Source organism: Pectobacterium versatile (genome assembly GCF_003932035.1).
GTDB lineage: Bacteria > Pseudomonadota > Gammaproteobacteria > Enterobacterales > Enterobacteriaceae > Pectobacterium > Pectobacterium versatile.
Map to the genome: position 1 here is coordinate 337,929 of NZ_CP034276.1, position 25,772 is coordinate 363,700.

Annotated in this window: 25 protein-coding genes; 9 read left to right on the plus strand and 16 right to left on the minus strand. The window is 52.5% G+C overall.

What is annotated here, in order from left to right; all coding sequences use genetic code 11:
* Positions 1–10 precede the first annotated feature (10 nt).
* The 3 genes from yhdP to EIP93_RS01550 all read left to right on the plus strand — a co-directional run bounded on the left by yhdP (position 11) and on the right by EIP93_RS01550 (position 6,102).
* Complete coding sequence (gene yhdP / locus EIP93_RS01540) at positions 11–3,841, plus strand: AsmA2 domain-containing protein YhdP (protein WP_125232170.1); 3,831 nt, start codon at positions 11–13, stop codon at positions 3,839–3,841.
* Between the two features lie 56 nt (positions 3,842–3,897).
* Positions 3,898–5,343, plus strand: coding sequence for a metalloprotease TldD (gene tldD / locus EIP93_RS01545; protein ID WP_105879892.1), 1,446 nt, complete (start codon positions 3,898–3,900; stop codon positions 5,341–5,343).
* Between the two features lie 279 nt (positions 5,344–5,622).
* Positions 5,623–6,102 carry an Hcp family type VI secretion system effector gene (locus EIP93_RS01550; protein ID WP_125232171.1) on the plus strand — a complete coding sequence of 160 codons (480 nt, stop codon included), beginning with the start codon at positions 5,623–5,625 and terminating at the stop codon, positions 6,100–6,102.
* Positions 6,103–6,150: 48 nt separating this feature from the next.
* On the opposite strand, the gene EIP93_RS01555 is transcribed toward EIP93_RS01550, so the two are convergent.
* The 3 genes from EIP93_RS01555 to aaeR form a co-directional block, all read right to left on the minus strand.
* On the minus strand, positions 6,151–6,486 hold the full coding sequence (locus EIP93_RS01555) for a DUF2645 family protein (RefSeq protein WP_010296608.1): 336 nt from the start codon (positions 6,484–6,486) through the stop codon (positions 6,151–6,153).
* Positions 6,479–7,195, minus strand: coding sequence for a hypothetical protein (locus EIP93_RS01560; RefSeq protein ID WP_010296614.1), 717 nt, complete (start codon positions 7,193–7,195; stop codon positions 6,479–6,481). Before EIP93_RS01560 ends, EIP93_RS01555 begins: the two co-directional genes overlap by 8 nt.
* Positions 7,196–7,356: 161 nt before the next feature.
* Positions 7,357–8,298 (minus strand): HTH-type transcriptional activator AaeR, encoded by a 942-nt coding sequence (aaeR, locus tag EIP93_RS01565; protein ID WP_039470325.1) that lies wholly within the window; start codon positions 8,296–8,298, stop codon positions 7,357–7,359.
* Positions 8,299–8,632: 334 nt separating this feature from the next.
* Between aaeR and aaeX the strand changes: the two genes are divergently transcribed.
* From aaeX to EIP93_RS01585, 4 genes are all read left to right on the plus strand, one after another.
* Positions 8,633–8,836: a p-hydroxybenzoic acid efflux pump operon protein AaeX gene (gene aaeX, locus EIP93_RS01570; protein ID WP_005975424.1), complete on the plus strand. Its 204-nt coding sequence runs from the start codon at positions 8,633–8,635 to the stop codon at positions 8,834–8,836.
* 7 nt (positions 8,837–8,843) lie between these two features.
* On the plus strand, positions 8,844–9,809 hold the full coding sequence (aaeA, locus tag EIP93_RS01575) for a p-hydroxybenzoic acid efflux pump subunit AaeA (protein ID WP_125232172.1): 966 nt from the start codon (positions 8,844–8,846) through the stop codon (positions 9,807–9,809).
* A gap of 11 nt (positions 9,810–9,820) precedes the next feature.
* Positions 9,821–11,809, plus strand: coding sequence for a p-hydroxybenzoic acid efflux pump subunit AaeB (aaeB, locus tag EIP93_RS01580; RefSeq protein WP_103971339.1), 1,989 nt, complete (start codon positions 9,821–9,823; stop codon positions 11,807–11,809).
* Positions 11,810–11,948: 139 nt separating this feature from the next.
* Positions 11,949–13,403, plus strand: coding sequence for an NAD-dependent succinate-semialdehyde dehydrogenase (locus EIP93_RS01585; protein WP_103971340.1), 1,455 nt, complete (start codon positions 11,949–11,951; stop codon positions 13,401–13,403).
* A 99-nt stretch (positions 13,404–13,502) separates the two neighbouring features.
* Here the strand turns inward: EIP93_RS01585 and yjgA are convergent, their stop codons facing one another.
* Positions 13,503–14,054, minus strand: coding sequence for a ribosome biogenesis factor YjgA (yjgA, locus tag EIP93_RS01590; RefSeq protein WP_040031830.1), 552 nt, complete (start codon positions 14,052–14,054; stop codon positions 13,503–13,505).
* 296 nt (positions 14,055–14,350) lie between these two features.
* Here yjgA and pmbA point away from each other — a divergent pair, with 296 nt between their 5' ends.
* Positions 14,351–15,691, plus strand: a complete 1,341-nt coding sequence (pmbA, locus tag EIP93_RS01595; RefSeq protein ID WP_040031831.1) for a metalloprotease PmbA — start codon at positions 14,351–14,353, stop codon at positions 15,689–15,691.
* A 64-nt stretch (positions 15,692–15,755) separates the two neighbouring features.
* Here pmbA and rnk read toward each other — a convergent pair whose 3' ends face one another.
* The 12 genes from rnk to EIP93_RS01655 form a co-directional block, all read right to left on the minus strand.
* The gene (gene rnk / locus EIP93_RS01600) at positions 15,756–16,166 is read right to left on the minus strand and encodes a nucleoside diphosphate kinase regulator (protein WP_105879895.1); all 411 of its coding nucleotides are present in this window, start codon (positions 16,164–16,166) and stop codon (positions 15,756–15,758) included.
* 172 nt (positions 16,167–16,338) lie between these two features.
* Positions 16,339–16,611, minus strand: a complete 273-nt coding sequence (gene npr / locus EIP93_RS01605) for a PTS phosphocarrier protein NPr (protein WP_010296626.1) — start codon at positions 16,609–16,611, stop codon at positions 16,339–16,341.
* 31 nt (positions 16,612–16,642) lie between these two features.
* Positions 16,643–17,500, minus strand: coding sequence for an RNase adapter RapZ (gene rapZ, locus EIP93_RS01610; RefSeq protein ID WP_010296630.1), 858 nt, complete (start codon positions 17,498–17,500; stop codon positions 16,643–16,645).
* Positions 17,501–17,660: 160 nt separating this feature from the next.
* The gene (gene ptsN / locus EIP93_RS01615) at positions 17,661–18,134 is read right to left on the minus strand and encodes a PTS IIA-like nitrogen regulatory protein PtsN (protein ID WP_029367653.1); all 474 of its coding nucleotides are present in this window, start codon (positions 18,132–18,134) and stop codon (positions 17,661–17,663) included.
* A gap of 95 nt (positions 18,135–18,229) precedes the next feature.
* A complete protein-coding gene (gene hpf, locus EIP93_RS01620) occupies positions 18,230–18,517 on the minus strand; it encodes a ribosome hibernation promoting factor (RefSeq protein ID WP_005975449.1) in 288 nt (95 codons plus the stop codon).
* A 23-nt stretch (positions 18,518–18,540) separates the two neighbouring features.
* Positions 18,541–19,974, minus strand: coding sequence for an RNA polymerase factor sigma-54 (gene rpoN, locus EIP93_RS01625; protein WP_040031833.1), 1,434 nt, complete (start codon positions 19,972–19,974; stop codon positions 18,541–18,543).
* A 49-nt stretch (positions 19,975–20,023) separates the two neighbouring features.
* On the minus strand, positions 20,024–20,749 hold the full coding sequence (gene lptB / locus EIP93_RS01630; protein ID WP_109225360.1) for an LPS export ABC transporter ATP-binding protein: 726 nt from the start codon (positions 20,747–20,749) through the stop codon (positions 20,024–20,026).
* 3 nt (positions 20,750–20,752) lie between these two features.
* Entirely contained in the window at positions 20,753–21,325 is a 573-nt protein-coding gene (gene lptA / locus EIP93_RS01635) for a lipopolysaccharide ABC transporter substrate-binding protein LptA (protein ID WP_014913854.1), read from the minus strand.
* Positions 21,306–21,872, minus strand: coding sequence for an LPS export ABC transporter periplasmic protein LptC (gene lptC / locus EIP93_RS01640; RefSeq protein ID WP_039482324.1), 567 nt, complete (start codon positions 21,870–21,872; stop codon positions 21,306–21,308). Before lptC ends, lptA begins: the two co-directional genes overlap by 20 nt.
* Complete coding sequence (gene kdsC, locus EIP93_RS01645) at positions 21,869–22,435, minus strand: 3-deoxy-manno-octulosonate-8-phosphatase KdsC (protein WP_010296644.1); 567 nt, start codon at positions 22,433–22,435, stop codon at positions 21,869–21,871. The genes lptC and kdsC overlap by 4 nt, the downstream gene beginning before the upstream one ends.
* 19 nt (positions 22,436–22,454) lie before the next feature.
* Positions 22,455–23,546 (minus strand): arabinose-5-phosphate isomerase KdsD, encoded by a 1,092-nt coding sequence (gene kdsD, locus EIP93_RS01650; RefSeq protein WP_010296646.1) that lies wholly within the window; start codon positions 23,544–23,546, stop codon positions 22,455–22,457.
* 36 nt (positions 23,547–23,582) lie between these two features.
* Positions 23,583–24,539 (minus strand): calcium/sodium antiporter, encoded by a 957-nt coding sequence (locus EIP93_RS01655; RefSeq protein WP_125232173.1) that lies wholly within the window; start codon positions 24,537–24,539, stop codon positions 23,583–23,585.
* Between the two features lie 414 nt (positions 24,540–24,953).
* Here EIP93_RS01655 and mlaF point away from each other — a divergent pair, with 414 nt between their 5' ends.
* Positions 24,954–25,766: a phospholipid ABC transporter ATP-binding protein MlaF gene (mlaF, locus tag EIP93_RS01660; protein WP_103971342.1), complete on the plus strand. Its 813-nt coding sequence runs from the start codon at positions 24,954–24,956 to the stop codon at positions 25,764–25,766.
* The last annotated feature ends 6 nt before the right edge of the window (positions 25,767–25,772 follow it).

A 25,772-nucleotide genomic window follows, 5' to 3' on the forward strand; every position in this document is an offset into this window, starting at 1 on the left:
GGAGAAATTAGTGAGGCGACTGCCCGGAATACTTATCATCACGGGTGCCACTCTTGTCGTGATGGTAGCGCTGTTAGTCAGCGGCTTAAGACTGGTGCTGCCACAGCTCGATCACTTCCGGCCACAGCTGGTGGCCTGGGCGCAGTCTGCTGCCGGTGTTCCGTTAGAGATCGGCTCGATGACGGGGCGCTGGGAGTCCTTTGGCCCCACGCTAGAAATTGAAAAGCTTCGCACGTCCCTGCCGGAATCGGACTGGCAGGTTGACCGCATTACGCTGGCGTTGGATGTGTGGCAGTCGCTGTTGCACGGGCGCTGGCAGTTTCGCGATCTCACGTTTCACCAGTTAAAACTGGATATTAATAGCCAATTTACCGGGCAGCAGCAGGATAGCAAACTGATGGAGTCAGGAAAGGTCAGCGATCTTTTCCTGCGCCAGTTTGACCACTTTGACCTGCGTGATAGCCACGTTACCTTTCTTACCCCTTCCGGTTCCCGCGCGGAGCTGAGCATTCCGCAACTGACCTGGCTGAATTCCGAGAAGCGCCACCGAGCGGAAGGTTTGATTAGCTTGTCGAGTTTTAACGGCCAGCACGGTGTCGTGCAAATGAGTATGGATTTGCACGACGATCAGGGGCTACTCAGCAACGGCACGTTCTATCTGCAGGCTGACAATATCGATATGAAGCCCTGGCTCAGCCGCTGGATGAAAAACAATACCGGGCTGGAAAGCGCTGATTTTAGTCTGGCGGCGTGGATCAACGTCCGTGATGGTGACATCCACAGTGGCGATGTGCTCCTTAATCAGGGTACGGCGAATTGGGGGGAAGGCAGCGATGCGCATCGCCTGAATGTGGATGATATGACGCTGCACGTCAGCCGTCAGGAAAATGGCTGGCAGGTGGATGTGCCTGAATTGAATCTGGCAACGGATGGCGTCGCCTGGCCGAAAGGTCGGCTCTCCGCGCTCTGGCTGCCAAAGAATGAACACATGTTAGGGCCAGATCGGCAGGAAGAGCTGCGCGTGCGAGCCAGCAACTTGGCATTGGCGCGAGTAAGCACGCTGCTTCCGCTGCTGTCCGGCACGACGCCAGAATTGAAAGCGCGCTGGGATGAACTGCAACCGACGGGCACCTTGAATACTGTTGCCGTTGATATCCCTCTGCAACAGCCGGAGCGAAGCCGCTTTCAGGCCGACTGGCAGGATGTGAGCTGGAAGCAGTGGAAATTGCTGCCGGGCGTCGATCATTTCTCGGGCTCTGCCCGCGGTAGTGCCGAACACGGGCAGGTCAGCATCGCGTTAAAGCAGAGCACGCTGCCCTATGTCGATATGTTCCGTGCGCCGCTGGAAATCAAGCAGGCCAGCGGTACGATAGACTGGCGTAATGATGCGCAAGGCCTGTCGCTTTGGAGTCATGGGCTGGACGTGCAGGCGAAATCGCTATGGGCTAACGGTGATTTCCGCTATGAACAGCCCGCCAAGCAGGAACCGAAGCTGGATATTCTGGCTGGGATTCGACTGACCGACGCGGCTGATGCCTGGCGCTATTATCCCGAACTGTTTATGGGCACCGAGCTGGTGGACTATCTGAGCGGCGCGCTGAAGGGCGGTCGTGTTGATAACGCGACGCTGATCTTTGCTGGCAATCCGCAGCATTTCCCGTATACGCACAACGAAGGCCAGTTTGAAGTCTGGGTGCCGGTTAAAGAGGCCACCTTCGAATTTCAGCCGGGCTGGCCTGCGCTGACGCCGCTGGATATCAATCTGGACTTTGCTAACAACGGCCTGTGGATGTTTGCACCACAAACCTGGCTGGGCAAAGTGGAAGGCAAAAACATTAGTGCGGTCATTCCCGATTATGAAAAAGAGATGCTGTTCGTCGATGGCGAACTGGACGGTCCGGGGCCAGAGGTGGGGAACTACTTTCACCAGACGCCGCTGAAATCCTCGCTGGGCACGGCGCTGGACGAGCTGAAAATTGGCGGGCCGGTGAAAGGGACGCTGCATCTGGATATTCCGCTTGCCGGTGACGATGTCCGCGCCAGTGGCGACATTACGCTGAACAATAACAGCCTCTACATCAAGCCGCTGGATACCACGATTAAGAATCTCACCGGTAAATTCCGCTATGAAAACGGTAACTTACGCAGTGAAACTCTTCAGGCGAATTGGCTGAATCAGCCGATGGCGGTCAATTTCACGACGGAAGAGCACGAGAAGGCTTTTCTGGTGAATGTTGGCTTGCAGGGCGACTGGCAGCCTGCGCTCTTGCCCGGTTTACCGGCATCGGCCAGCAAAGCCCTGTCCGGAACGGCAGGCTGGAAAAGTACGATTGCCGTCAACCTGCCGCATTCTGGTAAAACAACTTATGATGTTGATGTACAGGCTGATTTAAATAAAGTAAGTAGTCACTTACCTAACCCGCTCAGTAAACCCTCTGGCGAGAGCCTGCCGCTGGAAGTGAAAGCCAGCGGCGACCTGAATGGTTTTGCCATGCAAGGGAGAGTGGGCAAAGATAACCGTTTCAATAGCCAATGGCTGCTAAAAGGCGACACCGTGACGCTGGCGCGGGCAAGCTGGCAGAACGGGGCAACGGCGGCGCCTGCATTGCCAGAAGATTCCGCTCTGGTACTCGATCTCCCGCCGCTGGATGCTGAAAGCTGGCTGGGGCTTCTGCCTTCGCTGCGTGCTTCGACACCAGCCGAAGGGAAAAAAGCGCATAGTTCTCTTCGTTTTCCTGAAGCCGTGACGCTGCGGACACCTGAGCTACAGTTGCTGGGGCAGCAGTGGCACGATCTGGACATCACGCGTAAAAATACGCTTGCTGGCAGTGAAGTGCAGGTAAAAGGGCGCGAAATTGACGGAATGGTTGAGATACCCAATCGCGGCACGTGGCGCAGCGACATCAATTATCTCTACTACAATCCTCAGTGGAAAGGGAATGAAGCGACCAACCCGGTGGCATTAGCAGAGAAAAAATCGCCGCTAAACGACCCGAGCATCAGCTTTGAGGACTGGCCGTCGCTGGCGGTTAACTGTCGCCAGTGCTGGATTCTCGGGCAGAATATGGGACGTATTCAGGGAACGCTGCTGCCAGAAAAGGAAAAATTAACGCTGGCAGACGGTATTATTGATACAGGCAAAGCTCGCCTGACGGTAAACGGTTCCTGGCAGGAAAACGCAGAAGGCGTGCGGACGGCGTTAAAAGGCCGTCTGACAGGTGATAGCCTGGAGCAGAACGCTAACTGGTTTGGCGTTGATTCACCGCTGAAAGCTGGTTCTTTCGATGTGGACTACGATCTGTACTGGCGCGGTACGCCTTGGGCACCGGATATTGCCAGCCTGAGCGGAATATTGCACACGCGCATCGGTAAGGGTGAGATTGCTGAAGTGGGGGCGGGTCAGGCGGGTCAATTGCTGCGTTTATTGAGCTTTGATGCGCTGATGCGTAAGCTGCGGTTCGATTTTAGTGATACGTTTGGCCGCGGATTTTACTTCGACTCGATTCGCAACACGGCATGGATTAAAGACGGCGTGTTGCATACTGATGATATGTTGGTCGACGGTTTGGAGGCCGATATCGCGATAAAAGGCGATCTCGATCTCGCTAAGCGACAGGTCAATATGGAAGCGGTTATCGCCCCAGAAATTTCCGCGACGGTGGGGGTGGCGACCGCATTTGCCGTTAACCCGGTTGTTGGGGCCGCGGTGTTTGCTGCCAGTAAAGTGCTGGCACCGCTATGGAACAAGATTTCGCTGATTCGCTACCAGATTTCCGGTAGCCTCGATCAGCCAAAGATTCAGGAAGTGCTGCGTGAGCCGAACAAGAAGAAAGGCGAATAATGCCGTTAGGGCAGCGCAGCGTACTCAGCCGATTATCTGATAAAGAGTGAAAAACTATGAGCCTTTCGTTTGTCAGTGAGCAGTTACTCACCGCCAACAAATTGAATCTTGACGATCTCGCCGCTGTGCTGGGGTCGCTTAATGAGCGTCGACTGGACTATGCCGATCTCTATTTCCAGTCCAGCTACCATGAGTCCTGGGTACTGGAAGATCGCATCATTAAAGACGGTTCTTACAATATCGATCAGGGCGTGGGTATCCGTGCGATTGACGGTGAAAAGACCGGGTTTGCTTATGCCGATCAGATCACGCTGAACGCATTGCACCAGAGTGCGCAGGCAGCACGCAGCATTGTGCGGGAACAGGGTACAGGCACGGCGCACACGTTGGGAGCGGTATCGCATCATGCGCTCTATCCAACGTTGAACCCGCTGGATAGCCTGACGCGTGAGGACAAAATTGCGCTGTTGCAGCGTGCTGACACGGTCGCGCGTGCCGCAGATGCGCGCGTGCAGGAAGTTTCAGCCAGCCTGACCGGTGTGTATGAGCTGGTGCTGGTGGCGGCGACGGACGGTACGCTGGCGGCGGATGTGCGACCGTTAGTGCGTTTGTCGATCAGCGTGTTGGTCGAAGCCGAGGGCAAACGTGAACGCGGCTCCAGCGGCGGCGGCCTGCGTGGCGGCTATGACTATTTCTGGGAAGTGGCTGACGGCGAAGCGCGCGTCGATGCCTGGGCAAAAGAAGCCGTGCGTATGGCGCTGGTTAACCTGTCGGCGGTGGCTGCACCTGCGGGGCCAATGCCTGTAGTGCTGGGTGCTGGCTGGCCGGGTGTGCTGCTACATGAAGCGGTAGGACACGGTCTGGAAGGCGATTTTAACCGTCGCGGTACGTCAGTATTCAGCGGGCAGATGGGGAAACTCGTTGCGTCAGAGCTGTGCACGGTGGTGGATGACGGCACGCTGACCGGACGTCGCGGTTCAGTTTCGATGGACGATGAAGGCGTTCCGGGGCAATACAATGTCCTGATCGAAAACGGGATTCTGAAAGGCTATATGCAGGACAAGATGAATGCTCGTCTGATGGGCGTTGCGCCAACGGGCAACGGTCGCCGCGAATCTTATGCGCACCTGCCGATGCCGCGCATGACGAACACCTACATGCTGGCTGGGAAATCTACGCCGGAAGAGATTATCTCCAGCGTTGAATACGGTCTGTATGCGCCAAACTTTGGCGGCGGTCAGGTCGATATCACTTCTGGCAAGTTCGTCTTCTCGACATCCGAAGCATACCTGATCGAAAAAGGCCGTATCACTACGCCAGTCAAAGGCGCAACGCTGATTGGTTCCGGCATTGAAGCGATGCAGCAGATCTCGATGGTCGGTAACGATCTGGCGCTGGATAACGGCGTCGGCGTGTGCGGAAAAGAAGGGCAAAGCCTGCCTGTCGGCGTGGGTCAGCCTACGCTGAAACTGGAAAGCCTAACCGTCGGCGGCACTGCGTAATTCGTGCTGATATCCCTAGATCCCTTTAAGACCGCGCTTTATTAGCGCGGTGAATCGTGGCAGTTTAGTCATTCAAAGGAAAAATTGTTTATAAGTGATTGAATTAAAGCTGTTTTATGTTGTTGATGGGTACGCTGCAAGTAAGTGATTGGGGTGAGCAAGGGCGGCCAACGCATAAGCAGCTTTAAGTATGAGAGGTATAGACGTTAATTAACTTGATCTTAGAGATTTTTAACGTAACTATAGTTACAAGTAAAATAACATCTTAAAAGGATTTTTATGGCAAATATAATTTACGCGACTGTTAATGGTAAAAAACAGGGGCTTATTTCTGCTGGATGTTCAACTTTTAGCTCTATTGGTAATAAGTATCAAAATGGCCATGAAGATCAAATAATGGTATTGGCTTTTGAACATGGAATAACAAGAGACCATAATGTTTCTCATGGGCCTATATCATTTGTCAAACCAATAGACAAGTCATCCCCACTATTTGGAATGGCTATATCTGATAATGAATATCTAGACATTGATTTCTTTTTCTATAGAACCGCTTCTGGCGGTGGGCTGGAATTGTTTTATTCTGTGAAATTAATTGATGCCAATATAATTAGAGTGAATGTTGTATATCCTCATGCTATAAATCATTCCGACAATCAGCCAGAAGAAATTATTACATTTAGATATAAGTCTATTTCATGGTCACATGTTATAGCTGGAACATCTGGTTATAGCATATGGACTGAAATGGGTGTTTGATTTTGTTTTTATGGCAGGCGGATATTTAACGCCTGCCAGGTTATTTAGTTAAAACCAAAGACAGTTTCTGTATTTTACAATAAAAAACCAAATCCAAACAAATAAAAAAACCAACAGCATTATATTTATTGAAATTATTCTAAATTTGTTGAAGGCTCCATATATAACAACAGGTGTTATTAATGCTAATGTGGCAATAGCAACAGTCTCTCTGTAATCATCAACTACTATTGCTCTTAATACATCGCAAACATTTTTTATTTCATCTCCATCTATAAACCATTCTTCTTTAAATACCCCTCCCATCATGCAAGTAATAATAACAAAAAATGAATATATAACCATTATGATGTTAATTGTGGATTTAATAATATTATTATTCATTGTTCATCCCGATTATTTTATAAATTACATTCTTTCTTTTAATAATAGTCCTTCCGTAAGAAGAGTAATCCCTTGAGGGATCACCGTTGGGGGCTTTAATAGATGATATGAAATCATCTTTTTTCCTTTCTATCCCTCTATTGTATCTAGATGCGGCTATTATTAATTGCTCATCGCTTATGTTTAAAGTATCTTTTATGTTAGGGTTGTCAAAAATTATTAATGATTTAAGATGTTTGGCAACAATGTTAATGTTAAAGTCATCATCTAATAAGCAATTGGATAATTGAAGTTGTTGTGTTGTTGATAATTTAGATGGGTCAATCCCTAGTGTTTCTGCTGCTGCTCTTAATTGAATAGCTAAACTACCGACAGAAGTTCTATTCGATATGGTGTTTCCGCTATTATTGAAATAATCTCTAATCTGATAATATTGTAAAACCCCGTATGCTTTAAATCTTTCCGGTGTTCCTGCTACTTCAGAGACAGCAACTCCAGCCAATAGTAACACTGGTATTTTTTCACGATGAGCATGGCTAATTATCTTATCCTTATTATACTGAAGATATGCGGCTTTATATGCCCACAACCTAGGATTACCAGTGACATATCTTTCATCATCAGGAAGTAAATACCATAATCCAGCATCAATAAAATTCCATTTTGGGAATGTTGATGTTGAGTTTATATCGCAAAACATATTTTTCATTCAACTATCCTTGTTTATGTGTACAGGGAATATTTATTATGCCACGAAGTGATCGAAAAACAATCTTGATATACCCGTAGTCATTAAGGGCAAAGCTTGCCTGTTGGCGGCACTGCGTAATTCGTGCTGATATCCCTAGATCCCTTTAAGACCGCGCTTTATTAGCGCGGTTTTTTTTCCTCGCTATGATTCTGTCGATAGCCCTGATACGTCAGGGCGACGTTTTTGAAGTATTCCGTCATGTAGTTAATGCAGACTTGTACTTTTAGCGGCAGGTTGTCTTTGCGGGTGTAGAGCGCGTAGACCGGGCGCGGGTCGGAGTGGTAGCGGTTGAACAGGATCTCAATTTCGCCGCGATTGATTTCGTCCACGATCCACATGAGCGGCACGTACGCGATGCCCGCCCCAGCCTTGAGCCAGCGCACCAGCGTTTGCGGGTCGTTAGTGACAAAACGCCCTTGTGGTGTGACGCGGGTCGAAATGCCTTCCGGGGCGATCAGCTCGAATTCGCTGTCGGGCCGTACGCTGTATTCCAGCCAGGAAAAATTCACCATATCTGCCGGTTTATCCGGTGTGCCGTGCTGTGCCAGATAGCTTTTCGCGGCACAGACCACCATCGGCATCGAGCCTAAGCGTTTCGAGAACAGGCTGGAATCCTGTAGTGCACCGACGCGGATAACGATATCCAGCCCGTCGGCAATCAGATCGGGAGCGGGAATCCCGGTGACCAGATTGACGGATAGACCGGGATATTCCTTCAGCATCGCGGCAGTCATGGTGGACAACACATTCTGTGCCATCGTGGAAGAACTGCCGATGCGCAGCGTGCCGATCGGCGTGTTGTTGAAGGCGTAAAGCTGCTCATGGACCTCATGCGCTTCATGCAGCATGCGGCGACAGCCGTGGTAGTAAATTTTCCCCGCTTCTGTCAAACCAATGCTGCGCGTACTGCGATTAAGCAGCTTAATCTGTAGTTCATCTTCAAGCTTGGTGACGGTCTGGCTGACGGCGGATACGCTCATCTGCAACTGACGGGCAGCGGCGGTAAAAGAACCAAATTCCACCACGCGGGCAAACACCGACATACTCTTTAGTCTTTCCATTATTCACTCTGGCTTAAAAGTGATTTAGATCACACTATGTAGATAAGGTGATAATAAGCATCCATAATATAGCCTATCCGATGGTTCTGGGCAGAACAGAGCCATTCAATGATTGTGTTTATTTACCCAATTAGAGTAATACGCTGATTTCCCATCGTTAGTCAGCCCCTGCTGACATCGCTATTCATCAGTTTAACGTTATCCCATCCGTTGGCTGCCCGCCTGCGGGATGAGGCTCTGTTGTCGGTGCTGAAAGGCCGCGCCAGACGACATAATTTACCACCCGGTAGCACACCTGCTCGCTACCGTTACCTATTAGAAAAAGGAAAAGAGGATGAGTTCACTCCCGGTTATGGTGCTGTTCGGGCTGTCATTTCCCCCTGTATTTTTTGTCTTGCTGGTATCGCTGACCCTATTTTTTGTCGTGAACCGCCTGCTGCAACCGACGGGGATCTATGACTTCGTCTGGCATCCTGCACTGTTTAACAGCGCGCTGTTCTGCTGTCTGTTTTATTTACTGTTCCGCTACGGTCTGTGAGGTGTCTGTGAAAGCTTTCTTTTTACCCTTGTTTAGACAGCAGGCTGTGCTGATCAAAAAACTGAGCCGCGTGGTCATCACGCTGGTGATTGTGCTGTGTGCGATTGTGGCAATCTTCCGTGTCTGGGCGTTCTATACCGAATCGCCCTGGACGCGTGATGCCAAATTTACGGCGGATGTCGTGGCGATCGCGCCAGATGTCAGCGGGTTATTGACCGATGTTCGCGTCACGGACAACCAGCTGGTAAACGAAGGTGATGTGCTGTTTGTCATCGATCAGCCGCGCTACCACCAGGCCGTAGCACAGGCGGAAGCGGATGTTGCCTACTATCAGGCGCTGGTGACGGAAAAACGCCGGGAATCCGGTCGTCGGGCGCGGCTGGGCATCAGTGCGATGTCGCAGGAAAATATCGATCAGTCCAGTAATGCATTGGAAACCGCCACGCACCAGCTTGCTAAAGCACAGGCGGTATTATCGCTGGCGAAACTGGAGCTGGAACGTACCGTGGTACGCGCTCCTGCCGATGGCTGGGTCACCAATCTGCATGTGCAGAGCGGTGAGTTCATCGAACGCGGTAATACGGCGGTGGCGCTGGTGAAAAAGGATTCATTTTACCTGCTGGCGTACATGGAAGAGACCAAACTTGAAGGTGTTCGCCGTGGCTATCGTGCGGAAATCACCCCGTTGGGTAGCGAAAAAATATTTTACGGCACGGTGGATAGCGTAGCGGCTGGGGTCAATAACAGCAGCAACAGTGCGAACACGAAAGGCTTGGCTAACGTGGATTCCAATCTGGAGTGGGTGCGTCTGGCACAGCGTGTGCCGGTAAAAATCCGTCTCGATCGACAAATGGGCGATCTCTATCCGGCTGGCACGACGGCCACCGTAGTGATCACCGGCGAGCAGGTCAACAACGACAAAAAACCGTCGCCGCTCATTCGCCTGCTTTATCGCCTGCGTGAGTTTGGCTAAGTGAGGCGATGATGAAAACCCCGTCGTTGACAGTATCCAGATTCTATACCACACCGAAGTTTGCGCGTTTTCGCTTTGCCTTCAAGCTGAGCTTTGCGATTGTGCTATCCCTATTTCTGGGTTTCCACCTCCAGTTGGAAACGCCGCGCTGGTCGGTGCTGACGGCCGCGATTGTCGCCGCTGGCCCGGCGTTCGCTGCGGGTGGTGAACCGTTTTCTGGTGCGATCCGCCATCGTGGTATTCTGCGCATCATCGGTACGTTTATCGGCTGTATCGGTGCACTTATCATCATTATCGCCACCGTTCGCGCGCCCGTTGTGATGTTGATGCTGTGCTGTATTTGGGCAGGCCTCTGCACCTGGGTTTCCTCGCTGGTTAAAGTCGAAAATGCCTATATCTTCGGGCTGGCGGGTTATACCGCGCTGATTATTATTGTATCAACACAGGGAACGCCGCTGCTGACGCCGCAGTTTGCCGTGGAGCGCTGTAGCGAGATTGTGCTGGGCATCGTCTGTGCCATTCTGGCGGATTTACTGTTTTCGCCACGCTCGATCAAGCAGGATGTTGACCGCAGTATCGGTGAACTGCTGGTGGATCAGTATCGGCTACTGCAACTCAGCATGAGCGGGGCGGAGAAAGAAGCGATAGACGCGGCATGGCACGCGTTGGTGCGTAAAACGACCGCGCTAAACGGCATGCACAGCAGCCTGATGCTGGAGTCTTCACGCTGGCAGAACAGCAATCGCCGCTTAACATCGTTGCATACGCAATCGCTCACGATGATCACACAGGCGTGTGAAACCTATCTGATGTTGCAGGATGTCCCGACCCCAGTAAAAAGCAGCCTGAAATTGGTGTTGGAGCAGCCTGTTGAATCGCTCCGCGATGTGCATTGCCGTGTGAAAGCATTACGCCATCTGATTGCAGCTGACAGCCGCGATGTGCCGCCTACGTTGGTCAGTTGGGTTGGCGCGGCGACACGCTATCTGCTGCTGGCGAAGGGCGTACAGACTAACGGGCGCATTAATACGATAGAAGCTGACGTGCTGAACAGCGAGGTGGAAATTAAAGCGCCTTCGGCTGAAACTCATCATGCCATGATCAACGGTTTACGCACTGGGGTGGCGACGGCGCTGGGCTGCTTGTTCTGGCTAAGCACTGGCTGGACTTCCGGCAGTGTGTGTATGGTGATGATTGCGGTGGTGACGTCGCTTGCCATGCGTTTGCCGAATCCACAGATGATGGCGAAGGATTTTCTTTTTGGGACGATCTACGCGCTGCCGCTGGGCGCATTGATGTTCATGTTTATCATGCCGTCAACGCAGCAAAGCATGCTGCTGCTGTGTCTGAGTCTGGGGGCGATGGCTTTCTTCCTCGGGCTTGAGGTACAAAAGCGTCGGCTGGGTTCGCTGGGCGCATTAGCCAGTACGATCAATATCCTGGTGCTGGATAACCCGATGACGTTCAACATTAGCCAGTTCCTGGACAGCGCGATCGGCCAGATCATCGGCTGTTTCCTGGCACTGATGGTGATCCTGCTGATCCGGGATAACACCAAAGCACACACGGGGAGAACGCTGTTGAATCGCTTTGTGTATGGTGCCGTCTCGGCCCTGACGACCAACACCGCGCGGCGAAAAGAAAATCACCTGCCAGCTCTGTATCAACAGCTGTTCCTGCTGCTGAGCCGCTTCCCTGACGACATTGCCAAGTATCGCCTTGCGCTATGGCTGATCATCATGCACCAACGTTTGAGAACGCTGAATATTCCGCAAAACGCGGCGCTGTCTGCCTTTCATCGTCAGATTCGTGCAACCGCGGAGCAGGTGATTTCAGCTCGGCGCGATACTACGCGCAGCCGCTATTTCACACAGCTGTTGGACGAGCTTGAACGTTATCAGCAGATGCTGACAGAACAGCAACTTCCCCCGAGCGTGACGGCGCCTGTAGGACGATTAACCGGGATTCTGCGTGATTATCAGCATGCGCTAAGCAGCTAACCTCAGTGGGCGAGACGGTGCGATAACACTAACGATTAATCCGAGAGTGCCGCAGGCCGCGCCCATCACTTCTATACTGAATTATCCATAGCTTCCCTCATAACGTCATGGAATATGACCCTTTTCAGGAGGTAACACGATGTCAGGACAAAATTTGCAGAATCATGAACTGTTTAAAACCGGCTACTTTGCTGCGGGGAAATGGCAGCAGAGCGGAACCACCTTCGAGGTTGTGAATCCGGCGACGGGCGAGTCGATTGCCAGCGTGGCGAAAGCGGGAAAGAAAGAGACGCAGGCGGCGATTGACGCCGCCTATGCCGCCTTTCCTGCCTGGAAGCGTAAAACCGCGAAGGAACGGTCTGAAATTCTGTATCGCTGGTACGAACTGATTCTGGAAAATAAACGCTATCTGGCGGAGTTGATGACCGCCGAGCAGGGCAAGCCAGTACAGGAAGCCGAAGGTGAAGTCGTCTATGCGGCGAATTTTATTCAGTGGTTTGCTGAGCAGGGAAAACGGGCTAACGGTGAGATCATTCCGCCTGCGAAACCCGGATCGAAGATTTACGCCACGCGTGAACCCGTTGGGGTTGTTGTCGCTATTACACCGTGGAATTTCCCGCTGGCGATGCTGACGCGTAAGCTGGGGCCAGCGCTGGCTGCGGGATGTACCGGCGTCATCAAACCCGCGAACAATACGCCGCTGTCTGCGTTTGCGCTGTTGGCGTTGGCACAGCAGGCGGGTGTGCCGGATGGTGTACTCAACGGCGTGGCGGGCGACACGCAGGCGATTAGCGATACCGTCATGGCGAGCGATAAAGTGCGCAAAATTTCCTTCACTGGTTCGACAGAAGTAGGGAAAACGTTGGTGCGCAACGCCGCAGATACGATGAAGAAAGTGTCGATGGAGTTGGGTGGCAACGCACCTTATATCGTGTTTGATGATGCAGATATTCAGGCCGCGGTAAAAGGCGCGATTGCCAACCGCTTCCGCAATGCGGGTCAGGTTTGCGTCAGCGCCAACCGATTTTATATTCAGGATGGCGTCTACGATGAATTCGTCTCTCTGCTTGCGGAAGAAGTGAAAAAGCTGAAGGTCGGCAACGGTATGGATGACGGCGTCGTGCTCGGTCCGCTGATTGATGATGCTGCCGTTGAGAAGGTGGAAAAGCACGTCAATGACGCGGTGGAAAAGGGAGGCAAGGCGCTTGTCGGTGGTAAACGGCACAAGCTGGGCCACAGCTTCTTTGAGCCGACGGTGATTGTTGATGCCAACGAAGCGATGCTGCTGGCGCAGGAAGAAACGTTTGGTCCGGTTGCTCCCTGTTTCCGTTTCAAAACGGAAGAAGAGGTGATTCAGCGCGCCAACAATACGCCATTTGGTCTGGCGGCTTACTTCTACAGCCAGAATTTGCAGCGTGTGTTCCGCGTGGCAGAAGCGTTGGAGAGCGGCATGATTGGCATTAACGAATGCGCGGTTTCAACCGAGTTAGCACCCTTCGGCGGTGTGAAAGAGTCAGGATTAGGCCGCGAAGGCTCTGTTTTGGGGCTGGACGAGTTTCTGGAAGTAAAAACCTGGCATTTGGGCGGATTGTAATCTGGGATGCTGTCACGATCGGAATGGATCGTGGGCTCAACGAGCTACCCCGATAATACATGGGATGAGTGAGGCATACTCCTCATCCCATGATCGCCGTTAGTCTGTGGTCTCAGCCAGTTCGCGCAGATACTGGAAGATCTGGCGGGCGGATTTCGGCGGCTTATTCGTCGCTTTCTCTTTCTGCGCATTACGCACCAGAGAACGCAACTGCTGACGGTCAGCATGAGGATATAGCGCCAGAATATCGGGGACCACATCGTCACCTTCTTCAATCAGACGGTCACGCAGCTGTTCCAGTTTGTGGAATAACGCCACCTGCTGATTATGGCGGTTGTTCAGCTTATCCAGCGCGGTTTGGATCGGCTCTGGATCGCGGGCGCGCAACATTTTACCAATCAGCTGTAGCTGACGGCGGCGGCCTTCTTTCTTGATCCGCTGTGCCAGTTCCACCGCTGCACGCAGATCGTCGTCCAACGGGATCTTCTCCAGGGCGTTTTTGCCCAGCTCGACCAGTTCTGCGCCGAGATCTTTCAGCGCTTCGGCATCGCGCTTTATTTCACTTTTGCTGACCCAGATAATTTCATCATCTTCGTCGTCTTCTTGGTTCTCTGGGACGTCATTCAGCCAGTCTTCGTACTTTTGCTTCATGGTTGGCTCCTAAAAAGTGTCCAGGAGCAATTCGTAACGCTACGCGTAGCGGCTCCGGGATGGTGAACAGCGTGCCCACCAGCAAAAAAGAGGCTGATACTAACAGGTTTGGGCTTTGTGCGAAATTGTCCGTAGATCCTGTTAGACTAGAAAGCATTATGCTACACCATTTTATGCTCGTCATACTTCACGTTACCTGCGTGTTGGCTGCGCGAAGTATATAGAGTATACGCCCCTTTTGTGCTCGTTGCGGGGATGATGATGGTGAGCTTTCTTCCACTCATTATGGCAGAACAATGACGATAACTACTCAGGTTGCAGAGCAGCGTAAAGCGCTGGAGCTCGCGGTTGCTCAGGCGCTGGAACTGGCGCGTGCCGGTTCTGATGCGGCAGAAGTCGCGGTGTCAAAAACGACGGGCATTAGCGTCAGTACCCGTTATGGTGAGGTTGAAAATGTTGAATTCAACAGCGATGGCGCGTTGGGCATCACGGTTTATCACCAACAGCGTAAAGGCAGCGCATCGTCTACCGATCTCAGTCCAGATGCGATAGCCCGTACGGTACAGGCCGCGCTGGATATTGCGCGTTATACCTCTGTCGATCCTTTTGCTGGCCCAGCGGATCGGGATCTTCTGGCGTTCGACGCGCCGGATCTGGATCTGTTCCATCCGACCGAACTGGATGCGGATCGCGGCATTGAATTAGCCGCTCGCGCAGAGCAGGCGGCGTTACAGGCTGACAAGCGCATCACTAACACCGAAGGCGGCAGCTTTAACAGCCACTACGGCGTGAAGGTGTTCGGCAATAGCCACGGCCTGCTGAAAAGTTACTGCTCTAGCCGTCATTCCATGTCCAGCTGTGTGATTGCTGAAGTGAATGGCGATATGGAGCGAGATTATGCCTACACCGTTGGCCGTGCGCTGGATGACTTACTCAGCCCGGAATGGGTGGGCGAAGAGTGCGCACGCCGCACATTATCCCGCTTGTCACCGCGTAAACTGCCCACCATGCAGGCACCGGTGATGTTTTCTGCGGAAGTGGCGACGGGCCTGTTTGGCCATTTGGTTGGCGCCATCAGCGGCGGTAGCGTTTATCGTAAATCCACTTTCCTGCTGGATAAGCTGGGTCAGCAGATTCTGCCGGAGTGGCTGACGATTGAGGAGCAACCGCATTTGCTGAGAGGGCTGGCCTCTACGCCGTTCGACAGCGAAGGCGTGCGGACGCAGGCGCGTGAAATTGTGAAGGCGGGCGTGCTGCAGACCTGGCTCATGACAAGCTACTCCGCGCGTAAGCTGGGTATGCAGAGCACCGGCCATGCGGGGGGTATTCATAACTGGCGGATTGCCGGACAGGGTCTGGATTTCAACGGTATGTTGAAACAGATGGGCAAAGGCCTGCTGGTGACCGAACTGATGGGGCAAGGTGTGAGCGGTGTGACGGGGGACTATTCCCGTGGAGCATCCGGCTTCTGGGTCGAGAACGGCGAAATTCAATATCCGGTCAGCGAGATTACCATCGCGGGTAACCTGAAAGACATGCTGCGTAATATTGTGACGGTGGGGAATGATATCGAAACTCGAAGCAATATCCAGTGTGGTTCCGTTCTGCTGCCATCAATGAAGATCGCAGGGGAATAAACCTGCTCTGTGTGAGTAACCGTCGCCGTCGGCAGTGTCCGACGGCTGTTACTCTATCTCTGGCTTAGCGGTGGTACTCGCCCGCGGCTTCTGGCTGATAGAGTAGTTCTAGTACTTCAATTCGCGTTTCTTCACCGTTTGGCAATTGCCAGGTGATAGAATTTCCCACATGCATTCCCAATAGTGCCGCACCCAGCGGAGCCATCACCGACAGCGGTTCTTTGCTGTCCTTCACCGCGGCCGGATAAACCAGCGTGCGGATGTGCTCTTCGTTGGTATTCAGATCGCGGAAACGCACCCGACTATTCATGGTGACGACATGTGAGGGAATCGATGCCGCAGGCAGAATTTCCGCCCGATCCAGCTCCTCATTCAACGCCTGTGCGATATCGCTGTCCGCAAAGGCGGGCTGCTCCAATAACATATCCAGACGTTCTGCATCCAATTCACTGATTGTCAGGTTAGGTTTCGTCATACTCCTCTCCAGTTGGTATTTTCAGATGATATAAAAATAACCCCCCGCGCCCAAAGGAGCAGGGGGTATAAGAAAATATTATGATTTATATAGGTAGATAGTAGGAGGTTCGGGGAGGAAAGTGAAGCGATCCTTGTCACGAAGGCTGGCAGATAGCCTGCTAAGGAAATCGCTAGTCTTCGTCGAACCCGGCTTCAAACAGCCCGATGACAGCGGCAAGCGCCTGCTCTTCATCTGGGCCTGTCGCTTCTACCTCGATGAGTCGCCCTTTGGCCGAGTCCAGCATCAGCATGGCAATCACGCTGCTGGCTTCGGCTTCGGTGCCGCTGTCATTACGCAGTATCACTTCTGCATCAAAGCTCTGCACCAGCTCGAACAGCTTCATGGCTGGGCGAGCGTGCATGCCCAGCTTGTTTTTGATTTCAACCGTTTGCCGGACTGTCATAGGTTACCTGGCTGTGCTGGTTTGCCGACTATTACGAGGGTTTACGTTTTTCCAACGTACGGTGACGCGACTGCACGTTCTTACCGCGTGAGCGGAAGTAGTCTGCCAGCTGTTCAGCAACGTAGACGGAACGGTGTTTACCGCCGGTACAGCCAATCGCAACGGTCAGATAGCTGCGGTTATTGGTTTCCAGCATTGGCAGCCACAGTTCCAGATAGCTGCGAGTCTGGTAGATGAAGTTGTGAACTTCGGTATGCCTGTCGAGGAAAGACGCAACGGGCTTATCCAGACCGGTCATCGGGCGCAGTTTCGGATCCCAGTGCGGGTTCGGCAGGAAGCGCACGTCAAAGACGTAATCCGCATCGATAGGGATACCGTGCTTGAAGCCGAACGATTCGAACACCATCGTGAGTTCGCGTTCTCGCTTGCCGAGTAGTCGGGTACGCAGCATTTCGGCCAGCTCATGTACCGACATCTCTGAGGTGTCGATAATCAGATCGGCACGTGAACGCAGCGGCTCCAGTAGGTCGCTTTCTTCATCAATGGCGCTTTCCAGTGACAGATTCTTGCTGGAGAGCGGGTGAAGGCGACGGGTATCGCTGTAGCGACGAATCAGCGTATTGCGATCGGCATCCAGAAACAGCAATTGAGGCGAGAAGCTGGGTGGCAGTTGCTCCATAGCATGCTCGAAGATCTCTGGGGATTCCGGCATATTGCGCACGTCAATGCTGACTGCTGCGGAAATGTTACGTGCCGCAAGCGTATTAGCCAGTTCTGGCAGTAGAACCACTGGCAGGTTATCTACGCAGTAGAACCCCATATCTTCCAGTGCGCGCAGGGCGACAGATTTCCCTGAACCTGAGCGACCACTGACAATCATCAGCACCATCTGACGACTCCCCTCTGGCAACGTGATGGCGAATTTTCATTGCCACTGTTTTTATAAAGTGATGTATAGCTAAAAAAATGACGGCTTAGCGCATGGATTGCAAGCATTCTCTGAATCCACCGCGAATCGCCCGTCATCGTGAACATGACAACCATCCGGCTTAACCAGCTTCCGTCATAATCTGGTATAGCTCTTCATCGCTTTGCGCCGCACGCAGGCGTCGGCAAACCGTTTTATCCGCCAGCCGCTTGGCAACAAGCGACAGGGTATGCAAATGGGTTTTACATTGTTCCGCTGGAACCAGCAAGGCAAAAAGCAGATCAACGGCCTGATTATCAATGGCATCGAAAGCGATCGGTTGCTCTAACTGGATGAAAACACCGATGGCGCCCAGCGCATTATCGTCTTCCAGCTTACCATGAGGAATGGCAATGCCGCCGCCGATTCCCGTGCTGCCCATCCGCTCTCGGGTCAGGATGGCATCAAAGATAATCTGCGAAGGAATATTAAGCTGCTTGGCGGCGAGCTCACTGATAATTTCCAATGCCCGTTTCTTACTCTGGCAGTGGACGGTGCTTCGGGTGCACTCAGGACGTAACACTGTGCTGAGCTGCAATACGGGATCGTGGTTCATTTTATTTTCACTTAACGACGCTTTCACTTCTGGTGATCCCGACCCATCGAATGGATGGGCCGAGTTTGTCCTTTGCCAAACGGCAAAGGAGAAAATTAGTGCTGCTTGAGTTTATCTTTATGCTTATTGAGCTGTCTCGCCAGCTTATCAATCAATAAATCTATCGCGGCGTACATATCTGCCGCCTCTGAGGTTGCATGCAGCTCGCCGCCATTAACGTGGAGCGTGGCCTCGGCAATTTGCTGAACTTTTTCCACTCTCAATACCACATTGACCTGATTAATCCGGTCAAAATACTGCTCTAATTTGGCAAACTTGCCATTGACAAAATCACGCAGCGGTTCAGTGATCTCGATGTGGTGTCCGGTAATGTTGAGCTGCATAGTGTCTTCCTTCTCTGTTGAGATCAAATCAGTTGTTTACGCTGATTCGATGGTGGGATAGATAAAGACTCTCGGTATTTTGCAACGGTTCGACGCGCCACGATGATGCCCTGATCGGAGAGCAGTGCCGTAAGCTTGCTATCGCTCAGTGGCTTCACGGGGTTTTCCGCTGCAATAAGCTTCTTCACCAACGCGCGGATTGCCGTTGATGACGCTTCTCCGCCACTATCCGTATTAACGTGGCTGGAGAAGAAATATTTTAGCTCAAAAATGCCGCGCGGGCTGTGCAGGAACTTTTGTGTCGTCACGCGTGAGATAGTGGATTCATGCATATCCACCGCTTGAGCGATGTCTGCCAGTACCATGGGCTTCATGAATTCCTCGCCCTGCTCGAAGAAATCCTGTTGCTGTTCGACGATGCTGCGGGTCACTTTCAGCAGCGTGTCGTTGCGACTTTCCAGGCTTTTGATGAGCCAGCGCGCTTCTTGCAGATTGCTGCGGATAAATTGTCCGTCGCTGTCGTTGCGTGCGCTGTTACCCAGCGCCGCATATTGCTGGTTAATCTGCAAACGGGGAACGCTGTCGGTGTTCAGTTCGACGACCCAGACTCCCTGAACTTTACGTATCAGCACGTCAGGAATCACGTATTCGGATTCGCCAGTGTTGATCGACTGTCCTGGACGGGGATCGAGCGATTGGATCAACGCCAGTGCTTCTTTCAGCACTTCTTCTTTCAGGCGCGTGATGCGGATCAGGCTGCGGAAATCATGGTTGGCTAACAGATCGAGATGATCGCTGACGATCAGGCGAGCTTCGGTCAGGCGGGGCGTGTCGTCGGCGAACTGGGAAAGCTGCACCAGCAGACAATCACGCAGGTCGCGGGCGGCGACGCCAACGGGATCGAAGCGCTGCACGCGTTTGAGTACGGCTTCAACTTCTTCCAGCGTCACGTCGTCGTCACCGATGCTCTCAAGAATGTCTTGTAGCGGTACGGTCAGGTAACCGGTGTTGTCCACCGCATCGACGATAGAGGTCGCGATAGCCGCGTCGGTGTCGGAAAACGGCGTCAGCTCAACCTGCCACATCAGGTAATCCTGAAGCGTTTGCGTAGTTTCGCCTTGATAAATCGGCAGTTCTTCATCGCGATAGTCGGTGCCGGTGCCTGACGGCGTGCCTGCGGAGTAGATTTCATCCCAGGTGGCATCAAGCGGCAATTCTTCCGGCATATCCCTTTGTTCAAGGGCTTCACCGGTATCCAGTGAATCGCTGTCTACCTTTTCAAATGACTCGATTTCGTCGTGCTGATCCGTTTGTTCAAGTAACGGATTACTTTCTAACGCCAGTTGAATCTCCTGTTGCAATTCAAGCGTGGACAGTTGCAACAGGCGGATCGCCTGTTGGAGCTGTGGAGTCATGGCCAGTTGCTGGCTAAGCCTGAGTTGCAAACCTTGCTTCATAAATCGCGCTAACGTCCCATAAGTACTGCAAAGATAAAATATTACCCTATCAGAGTCGGAAGCCTTCGCCCAGATACACGCGTTTTACCTGTTCATCGGCCAGAATATCGGTCGGTGAACCGTGGGCGATCAGGTTGCCCTGACTCACGATGTAGGCTCGTTCACAGACATCAAGCGTTTCACGGACGTTATGATCGGTAATCAACACGCCAAGCCCGCTATCACGCAGATGCTCAATGATTTTTTTAATATCCAGTACGGAGATCGGGTCTACGCCCGCAAACGGTTCATCCAGCAGGATGAACTTCGGATTCGCTGCCAGCGCACGCGCAATCTCTACGCGGCGTCTTTCTCCACCGGACAGCGATTGTCCCAGACTATCGCGCAAATGAATAATATGGAATTCTTCCATTAGCTCATTGGCACGATCTTCTTGCTGTTCGGTCGTCAGATCTTTACGGATCTGTAACACCGCCATCAGATTGTCATAAACGCTTAAGCGACGGAAAATAGAGGCTTCCTGCGGCAGATAGCCGATGCCGCGTAGCGCACGTTCGTGCAAAGGAAGCAGGCTGATGTCATCGTCGTCAATGACGATGCGTCCTTCATCACGCGGAACGATGCCGACGACCATGTAGAACGTTGTCGTTTTACCGGCACCGTTCGGCCCGAGCAGGCCGACAATTTCACCGGAATTAACGGTGAGGCTGACGTTTTCCACGACCTTACGGCCTTTGTACGCCTTGGCTAGGTTTTCTGCGATTAATGTTGCCATAACTTATTCAGTGACCCGTGGTTGCGGTTGCTGAGAACGAGAAGGCTGGCTTTTGTTCTCTTTCTCCTGAAGCTGAGAAGGGACCAACACCGTCGTCACGCGCTTTCCTTTGTCGCTGGTCGCTTCCATCTGCTGCTGTTTCACCAGATAAGTGATGCGATCGCCTTTGACATTGCTGTCCTGCTGTTCCAGATAGGCATTGCCTGTCAGCACCAGAAAGTCGGTGGCCAGCTCGTAGCGGATTTTCTGTGCGTGACCTTTTACCGGCTTGCCGTTGTCCTGCATCTGGTAGAACGTCACGGGGTTGCCGTAACCTTCCACCACTTCACTGCCTTGCGCGCCCTGTGGACGCGTCACGACGACCTTGTCGGCTTTCACTTCAATCGTCCCTTGTTTCACGACAACATTGCCAGTGAACGTCACCGTGTTGCCCTGCATGTCCAGAGATTGCTGTGCTGAATCAATGTGAATAGGTTGATTGCTATCGCCGGTGACGGCAAAGGCGGAAACGCTGACGGCGAACAGCGAGCTGGCGATCAGGGTGTTACGCATCAGATTATTGGTTTTGGATTTCATAAGAGGTTTTTACCTTTTCGATCAACTCGGCCGTTTTGTTACGCAGATTCCCGCGCATTTTCATTCCGCTTGAGGTAAAGCTGGTGCCGTACAGGGTCACTTCATCATCGGAAGAAACGTCCTGCGTGACCAGATTCACCTGGGCATTATTCGTTGTGATGCGCTGAAGCTGTGCGTCTTTCGTCAGGCTATTCACCTCGACGTTGCCGTACAGATAGAGCATCTTGTCTTTTGTCAGCTTGGCGCGATCGGCGCGTACTGACCAGGTTGCCGTGCCTTGTTCATTGAACAGCGTGGCAACAGGCTTGGTAAACCAGCTCAACTGCTCGTCGTTGAAATATTCCGCTTTTTCCGAAATCAGTCTGTAGCTCAGCTTACCCGCAGGGCTGTATACCTGCGTGTTGGTCTTTTCGCTGGTATAGACCGGTACGGCGGGGTCGTTTGCATCCGGTGCTGCTACCGTGTCGTCATCCGCAATATTCCAGCCGATGAGGATAAGCACCAACAGGGCCAGAAAAGCGGTGAGCCAACGCTTGGTTTTACTCATATTGACAACCCTTTGGCATGCTCCAGCTTGTCCTGCGAGAACAGAATCAAATCACACAGCTCACGTACTGCGCCACGGCCTCCCGCAATGCGGGTGACATAATCTGCGCGTGGTAACAGCAGCGGATGGGCGTCTGCCACGGCAACGCTCAGCCCGACCTGCGCCATCACGGGCCAGTCGATCATATCGTCGCCGATATACGCCACCTGATTTGCCGTGACTGACAGTTTATCCAACAGATCGTTGAAGGCCAAAACCTTATCCGATTGCCCTTGATAAAGATGGTTAATGCCCAGCGTTTTACACCGATCTTCCAGCAATTTTGCTGAACGCCCGGTAATGATGGCAACCTCAATATCGGACGTCAGCAAGCAGCGAATACCATAACCGTCGCGGACGTTAAAGGCTTTCAGCTCTTCGCCGTGATTGCCCATATAAATCAGACCATCGGACATCACGCCGTCAACGTCGCAGATTAACAGGCGAACCTCACGGGCTTTATCCAGTACCTGTTGATCGACAGGCCCATAGCAGGTATCGGTTTGCGCCCTGACTTCACTCATTCACTATTATCCTTTCTTTTTAAACCACGCCAGCCCGCAGCATATCGTGCATATGGACGATCCCGACCAGACGATCGTTTTCTGCCACCAGCACTGAGGTGATGTGGCGCGACTGCATCAGGTTAAGTGCATCCACCGCCAGCGTTTGCGGTGCGACCCGGATGCCGCCCGCGGTCATCACATCAGCAATGCGCGCGCTGTTCAAGTCAATATTCATGTCGAAGATGCGGCGCAGGTCACCATCGGTGAAGATGCCCTGAATTTTCATATCCGCCTCGCAGATTACCGTCATACCCAGATTTTTGCGCGTAATTTCCACCAGCGCATCACGCAGCGAGGCATCGTGTGGGACATGGGGAATCTCATCACCCGAATGCATGATATCGCTGACGCGCAGTAAAAGTTTGCGGCCGAGTGCGCCACCGGGGTGAGAAAGGGCGAAATCTTCGGCAGTAAAGCCGCGCGCCTGTAATAACGCCACGGCCAGTGCGTCGCCCATGACCAGCGTTGCGGTGGTGCTGGTGGTGGGTGCCAGACCGAGCGGGCAGGCTTCCTGCGGGACGTGAACGCACAGGTGAATATCCGCAGCCTTACCCATCGTACTTTCTGGTGCGCTGGTCATGCAGATCAGGAACACTTTCTGGCGTTTCAGAACGGGAATCAGCGACAGAATTTCATGGGACTCGCCCGAGTTGGAAATGGCGATCACGATATCGTGCGGCGTGACCATGCCGAGATCACCGTGGCTGGCTTCGCCCGGATGAACAAAAAAGGCAGGCGTACCGGTGCTGGCAAAGGTCGCGGCAATCTTGCAGCCGATGTGGCCGGATTTGCCCATTCCCATCACCACCACCTTGCCCTGACAATCGAATATCTTCTTGCAGGCGAGGGTAAAATTGTCATCAATGTACTGGTCTAATTGCGCAAGCCCATCGCGCTCGATACTCAGTACCTGCTTGCCCGCCTGCTGGAAGTCGAAATCTGCTGGTAGTTCATGAGCCTTTTGTCGCGTGTGATCGGCTTGTGGTGCGTGATCGGCTTGTGGTGCATGATCGGATAGTGCACGGTCAGACTGCTGTTTTAGATGAGCATCTTGTTCAAACTGTGACATACCAATAGTCCTGATTATGATGAAAAACAAAACTTCTTATGAAAAGCAAAATAGGGCCGTCAGATAGGCGATAAACGCGCAGCATAATAATGCGCCTGCGCCCTGTCCTATACGGCGTTTTTTGCTGAGGCACAGTGCGGTTAATAGCACGCTTGCCGCCAGCATGACCCAATAGTCGCGCTGAAAAACCTGAGGGTTCAGTGCGCCCGGCGAGAGCAGAGCAGGTACGCCCAGAACAATCGCGATATTAAAAATGTTCGAGCCAATCAGGTTGCCCAGCGCAATGTCATCTTCTTTTTTCAGCGTTCCGACGATGGCGGTAGCAAGCTCAGGCAGGCTGGTGCCAATCGCCAATATGGTCAGCCCGATGGTTAACTCGCTGACATCGAAGTAGCGTGCAATGACGGTGGCGTTATCCACCACCATACGGGCGGCCATGGGTAAAATAATCATACCGAGAATCAACCACAGCACGGCGACCATCTGGCTGCTGTCATCCTGCGGGAGCTCTGCCAGCTGTTCGCGTGTCAGGCTATCCCCGCCTTCCCGCTGCGCCATGCGAAGTATCAATACCAGACACAGAATGGCGGCAAGGAGCAGCATTATGCCGTCGGTACGGCTCAGGTAGCTATCATGCAGTAAAACGCCACACAATAAAGTGACGGACAACATGAGCGGCAACTCCCGGCGCAGGATGGCTGAATGTACCGTTAGCGGGCGAATGAGCGCTGCGCTGCCGAGAATGAGTAAAATATTGGTGATATTGGAACCCAGAACATTACCGACTGCCATGTCGCTCTGATTGTTTAAAGCGGCGGTAACCGAAACGATGAGCTCGGGTAGCGAGGTGCCGAAGCCGACAATGGTGATGCCGATGACGAAAGGAGGTAAGCCAAGAGAACGCGCAAGCACGGCGGCACCATAGACAAGACGATCGGCACCGTAAACCAGTAATAGCAAACCAACGAACAAGAGTAGTGTTGCAAAAAGCATGCAGCGTCCTTTAATAGGATATATACCCGTCATACTTCAAGCTGCATGTGCGTTGGCTATACTCGCTCACCTCAGTCACTTACTGGTGTAAGCTCCTGAGGATTCACTGCGCTGCCGCCTTCCTGCAACTCGAATTATTTAGTGTATAATCACCGGCCTGTTGTCGAATAAGTCAGTATTTCTGGACGATTTTCGCACAAAAAGCATTTTCTGTGATGAGTGCTAATTCTGACGGTGCTTGGCGAAAAAGTAAAACCTGTCGCGATAAGTAAAACCCAGTAACGGTTTGTGCCGCCATTTTGGACAAGAACTTACGGTAAGTTTTTGTAAAACTCGCACCTTGATGAAAGCCAGCCGTTAGGCTGGAGTGAAAGACCTCTTTATGAGCGTACTGATGGGTAAGGAATGGAAATAATGAACCATGAGGCAACTAATCTGGTCGAGATCCGTGGTCTTAGCTTTCGGCGCGGAGAGCGAGAGATTTTTACAGACATCACGCTGAATGTGCCTAAAGGCAAGGTCACCGCGATCATGGGGCCTTCCGGTATCGGTAAAACCACATTGCTGCGCCTGATTGGCGGACAGCTATCGCCGGACAGCGGCGAAATCTGGTTTGATGGCGAGAATATCCCGACGCTGTCGCGCAGCGAGCTGTACCACGCGCGCAAGAAAATGAGCATGTTGTTTCAGTCTGGGGCGTTATTCACCGATTTGAATGTGTTTGATAATGTCGCCTGGCCGCTGCGTGAACATACCCGACTGCCGGAATCCCTGCTGCGTAGCATCGTCATGATGAAGCTGGAAGCGGTAGGGCTACGCGGTGCGGCGGAGCTGATGCCTGCGGAGCTTTCCGGCGGCATGTCGCGGCGCGCGGCGCTGGCGAGAGCGATTGCACTTGACCCAGAACTGATTATGTTTGATGAGCCTTTTGTTGGGCAAGACCCGATCACGCTGGGAATACTGGTGAAGCTCATCGACGAGTTGAATCATGCGTTGGGCGTGACCTGCATTGTGGTTTCTCACGACGTACCGGAGGTGATGAGCATCGCCGATTATGCGTATATCGTGGCCGACAAGCGGGTGGTGGGGGAAGGGACAGCGGATCAACTGAGGGCAAACAATGACCCGCAGGTTCGTCAGTTCCTGGATGGTATCGCCGACGGGCCAGTGCCTTTCCGTTTTCCTGCGGGTGACTATAAAACGTCGCTGCTAGGTTCAGGGGGTTAACGCAGT

Coding starts and splice junctions, on each gene's coding strand:
- aaeX (WP_005975424.1), top strand. CDS start 8,633: ATGAGTTCACTCCCGGTTATGGTGCTGTTCGGGCTGTCATTTCCCCCT.
- EIP93_RS01550 (WP_125232171.1), top strand. CDS start 5,623: ATGGCAAATATAATTTACGCGACTGTTAATGGTAAAAAACAGGGGCTT.
- lptC (WP_039482324.1), bottom strand. CDS start 21,872: ATGAGTAAAACCAAGCGTTGGCTCACCGCTTTTCTGGCCCTGTTGGTG.
- hpf (WP_005975449.1), bottom strand. CDS start 18,517: ATGCAGCTCAACATTACCGGACACCACATCGAGATCACTGAACCGCTG.
- EIP93_RS01560 (WP_010296614.1), bottom strand. CDS start 7,195: ATGAAAAATATGTTTTGCGATATAAACTCAACATCAACATTCCCAAAA.
- pmbA (WP_040031831.1), top strand. CDS start 14,351: ATGACGATAACTACTCAGGTTGCAGAGCAGCGTAAAGCGCTGGAGCTC.
- rnk (WP_105879895.1), bottom strand. CDS start 16,166: ATGACGAAACCTAACCTGACAATCAGTGAATTGGATGCAGAACGTCTG.
- rpoN (WP_040031833.1), bottom strand. CDS start 19,974: ATGAAGCAAGGTTTGCAACTCAGGCTTAGCCAGCAACTGGCCATGACT.
- aaeR (WP_039470325.1), bottom strand. CDS start 8,298: ATGGAAAGACTAAAGAGTATGTCGGTGTTTGCCCGCGTGGTGGAATTT.
- kdsD (WP_010296646.1), bottom strand. CDS start 23,546: ATGTCACAGTTTGAACAAGATGCTCATCTAAAACAGCAGTCTGACCGT.
- lptB (WP_109225360.1), bottom strand. CDS start 20,749: ATGGCAACATTAATCGCAGAAAACCTAGCCAAGGCGTACAAAGGCCGT.
- EIP93_RS01655 (WP_125232173.1), bottom strand. CDS start 24,539: ATGCTTTTTGCAACACTACTCTTGTTCGTTGGTTTGCTATTACTGGTT.
- tldD (WP_105879892.1), top strand. CDS start 3,898: ATGAGCCTTTCGTTTGTCAGTGAGCAGTTACTCACCGCCAACAAATTG.
- lptA (WP_014913854.1), bottom strand. CDS start 21,325: ATGAAATCCAAAACCAATAATCTGATGCGTAACACCCTGATCGCCAGC.
- EIP93_RS01555 (WP_010296608.1), bottom strand. CDS start 6,486: ATGAATAATAATATTATTAAATCCACAATTAACATCATAATGGTTATA.
- aaeB (WP_103971339.1), top strand. CDS start 9,821: ATGAAAACCCCGTCGTTGACAGTATCCAGATTCTATACCACACCGAAG.
- kdsC (WP_010296644.1), bottom strand. CDS start 22,435: ATGAGTGAAGTCAGGGCGCAAACCGATACCTGCTATGGGCCTGTCGAT.
- rapZ (WP_010296630.1), bottom strand. CDS start 17,500: ATGGTGCTGATGATTGTCAGTGGTCGCTCAGGTTCAGGGAAATCTGTC.
- mlaF (WP_103971342.1), top strand. CDS start 24,954: ATGAACCATGAGGCAACTAATCTGGTCGAGATCCGTGGTCTTAGCTTT.
- npr (WP_010296626.1), bottom strand. CDS start 16,611: ATGACAGTCCGGCAAACGGTTGAAATCAAAAACAAGCTGGGCATGCAC.
- EIP93_RS01585 (WP_103971340.1), top strand. CDS start 11,949: ATGTCAGGACAAAATTTGCAGAATCATGAACTGTTTAAAACCGGCTAC.
- yjgA (WP_040031830.1), bottom strand. CDS start 14,054: ATGAAGCAAAAGTACGAAGACTGGCTGAATGACGTCCCAGAGAACCAA.
- ptsN (WP_029367653.1), bottom strand. CDS start 18,134: ATGAACCACGATCCCGTATTGCAGCTCAGCACAGTGTTACGTCCTGAG.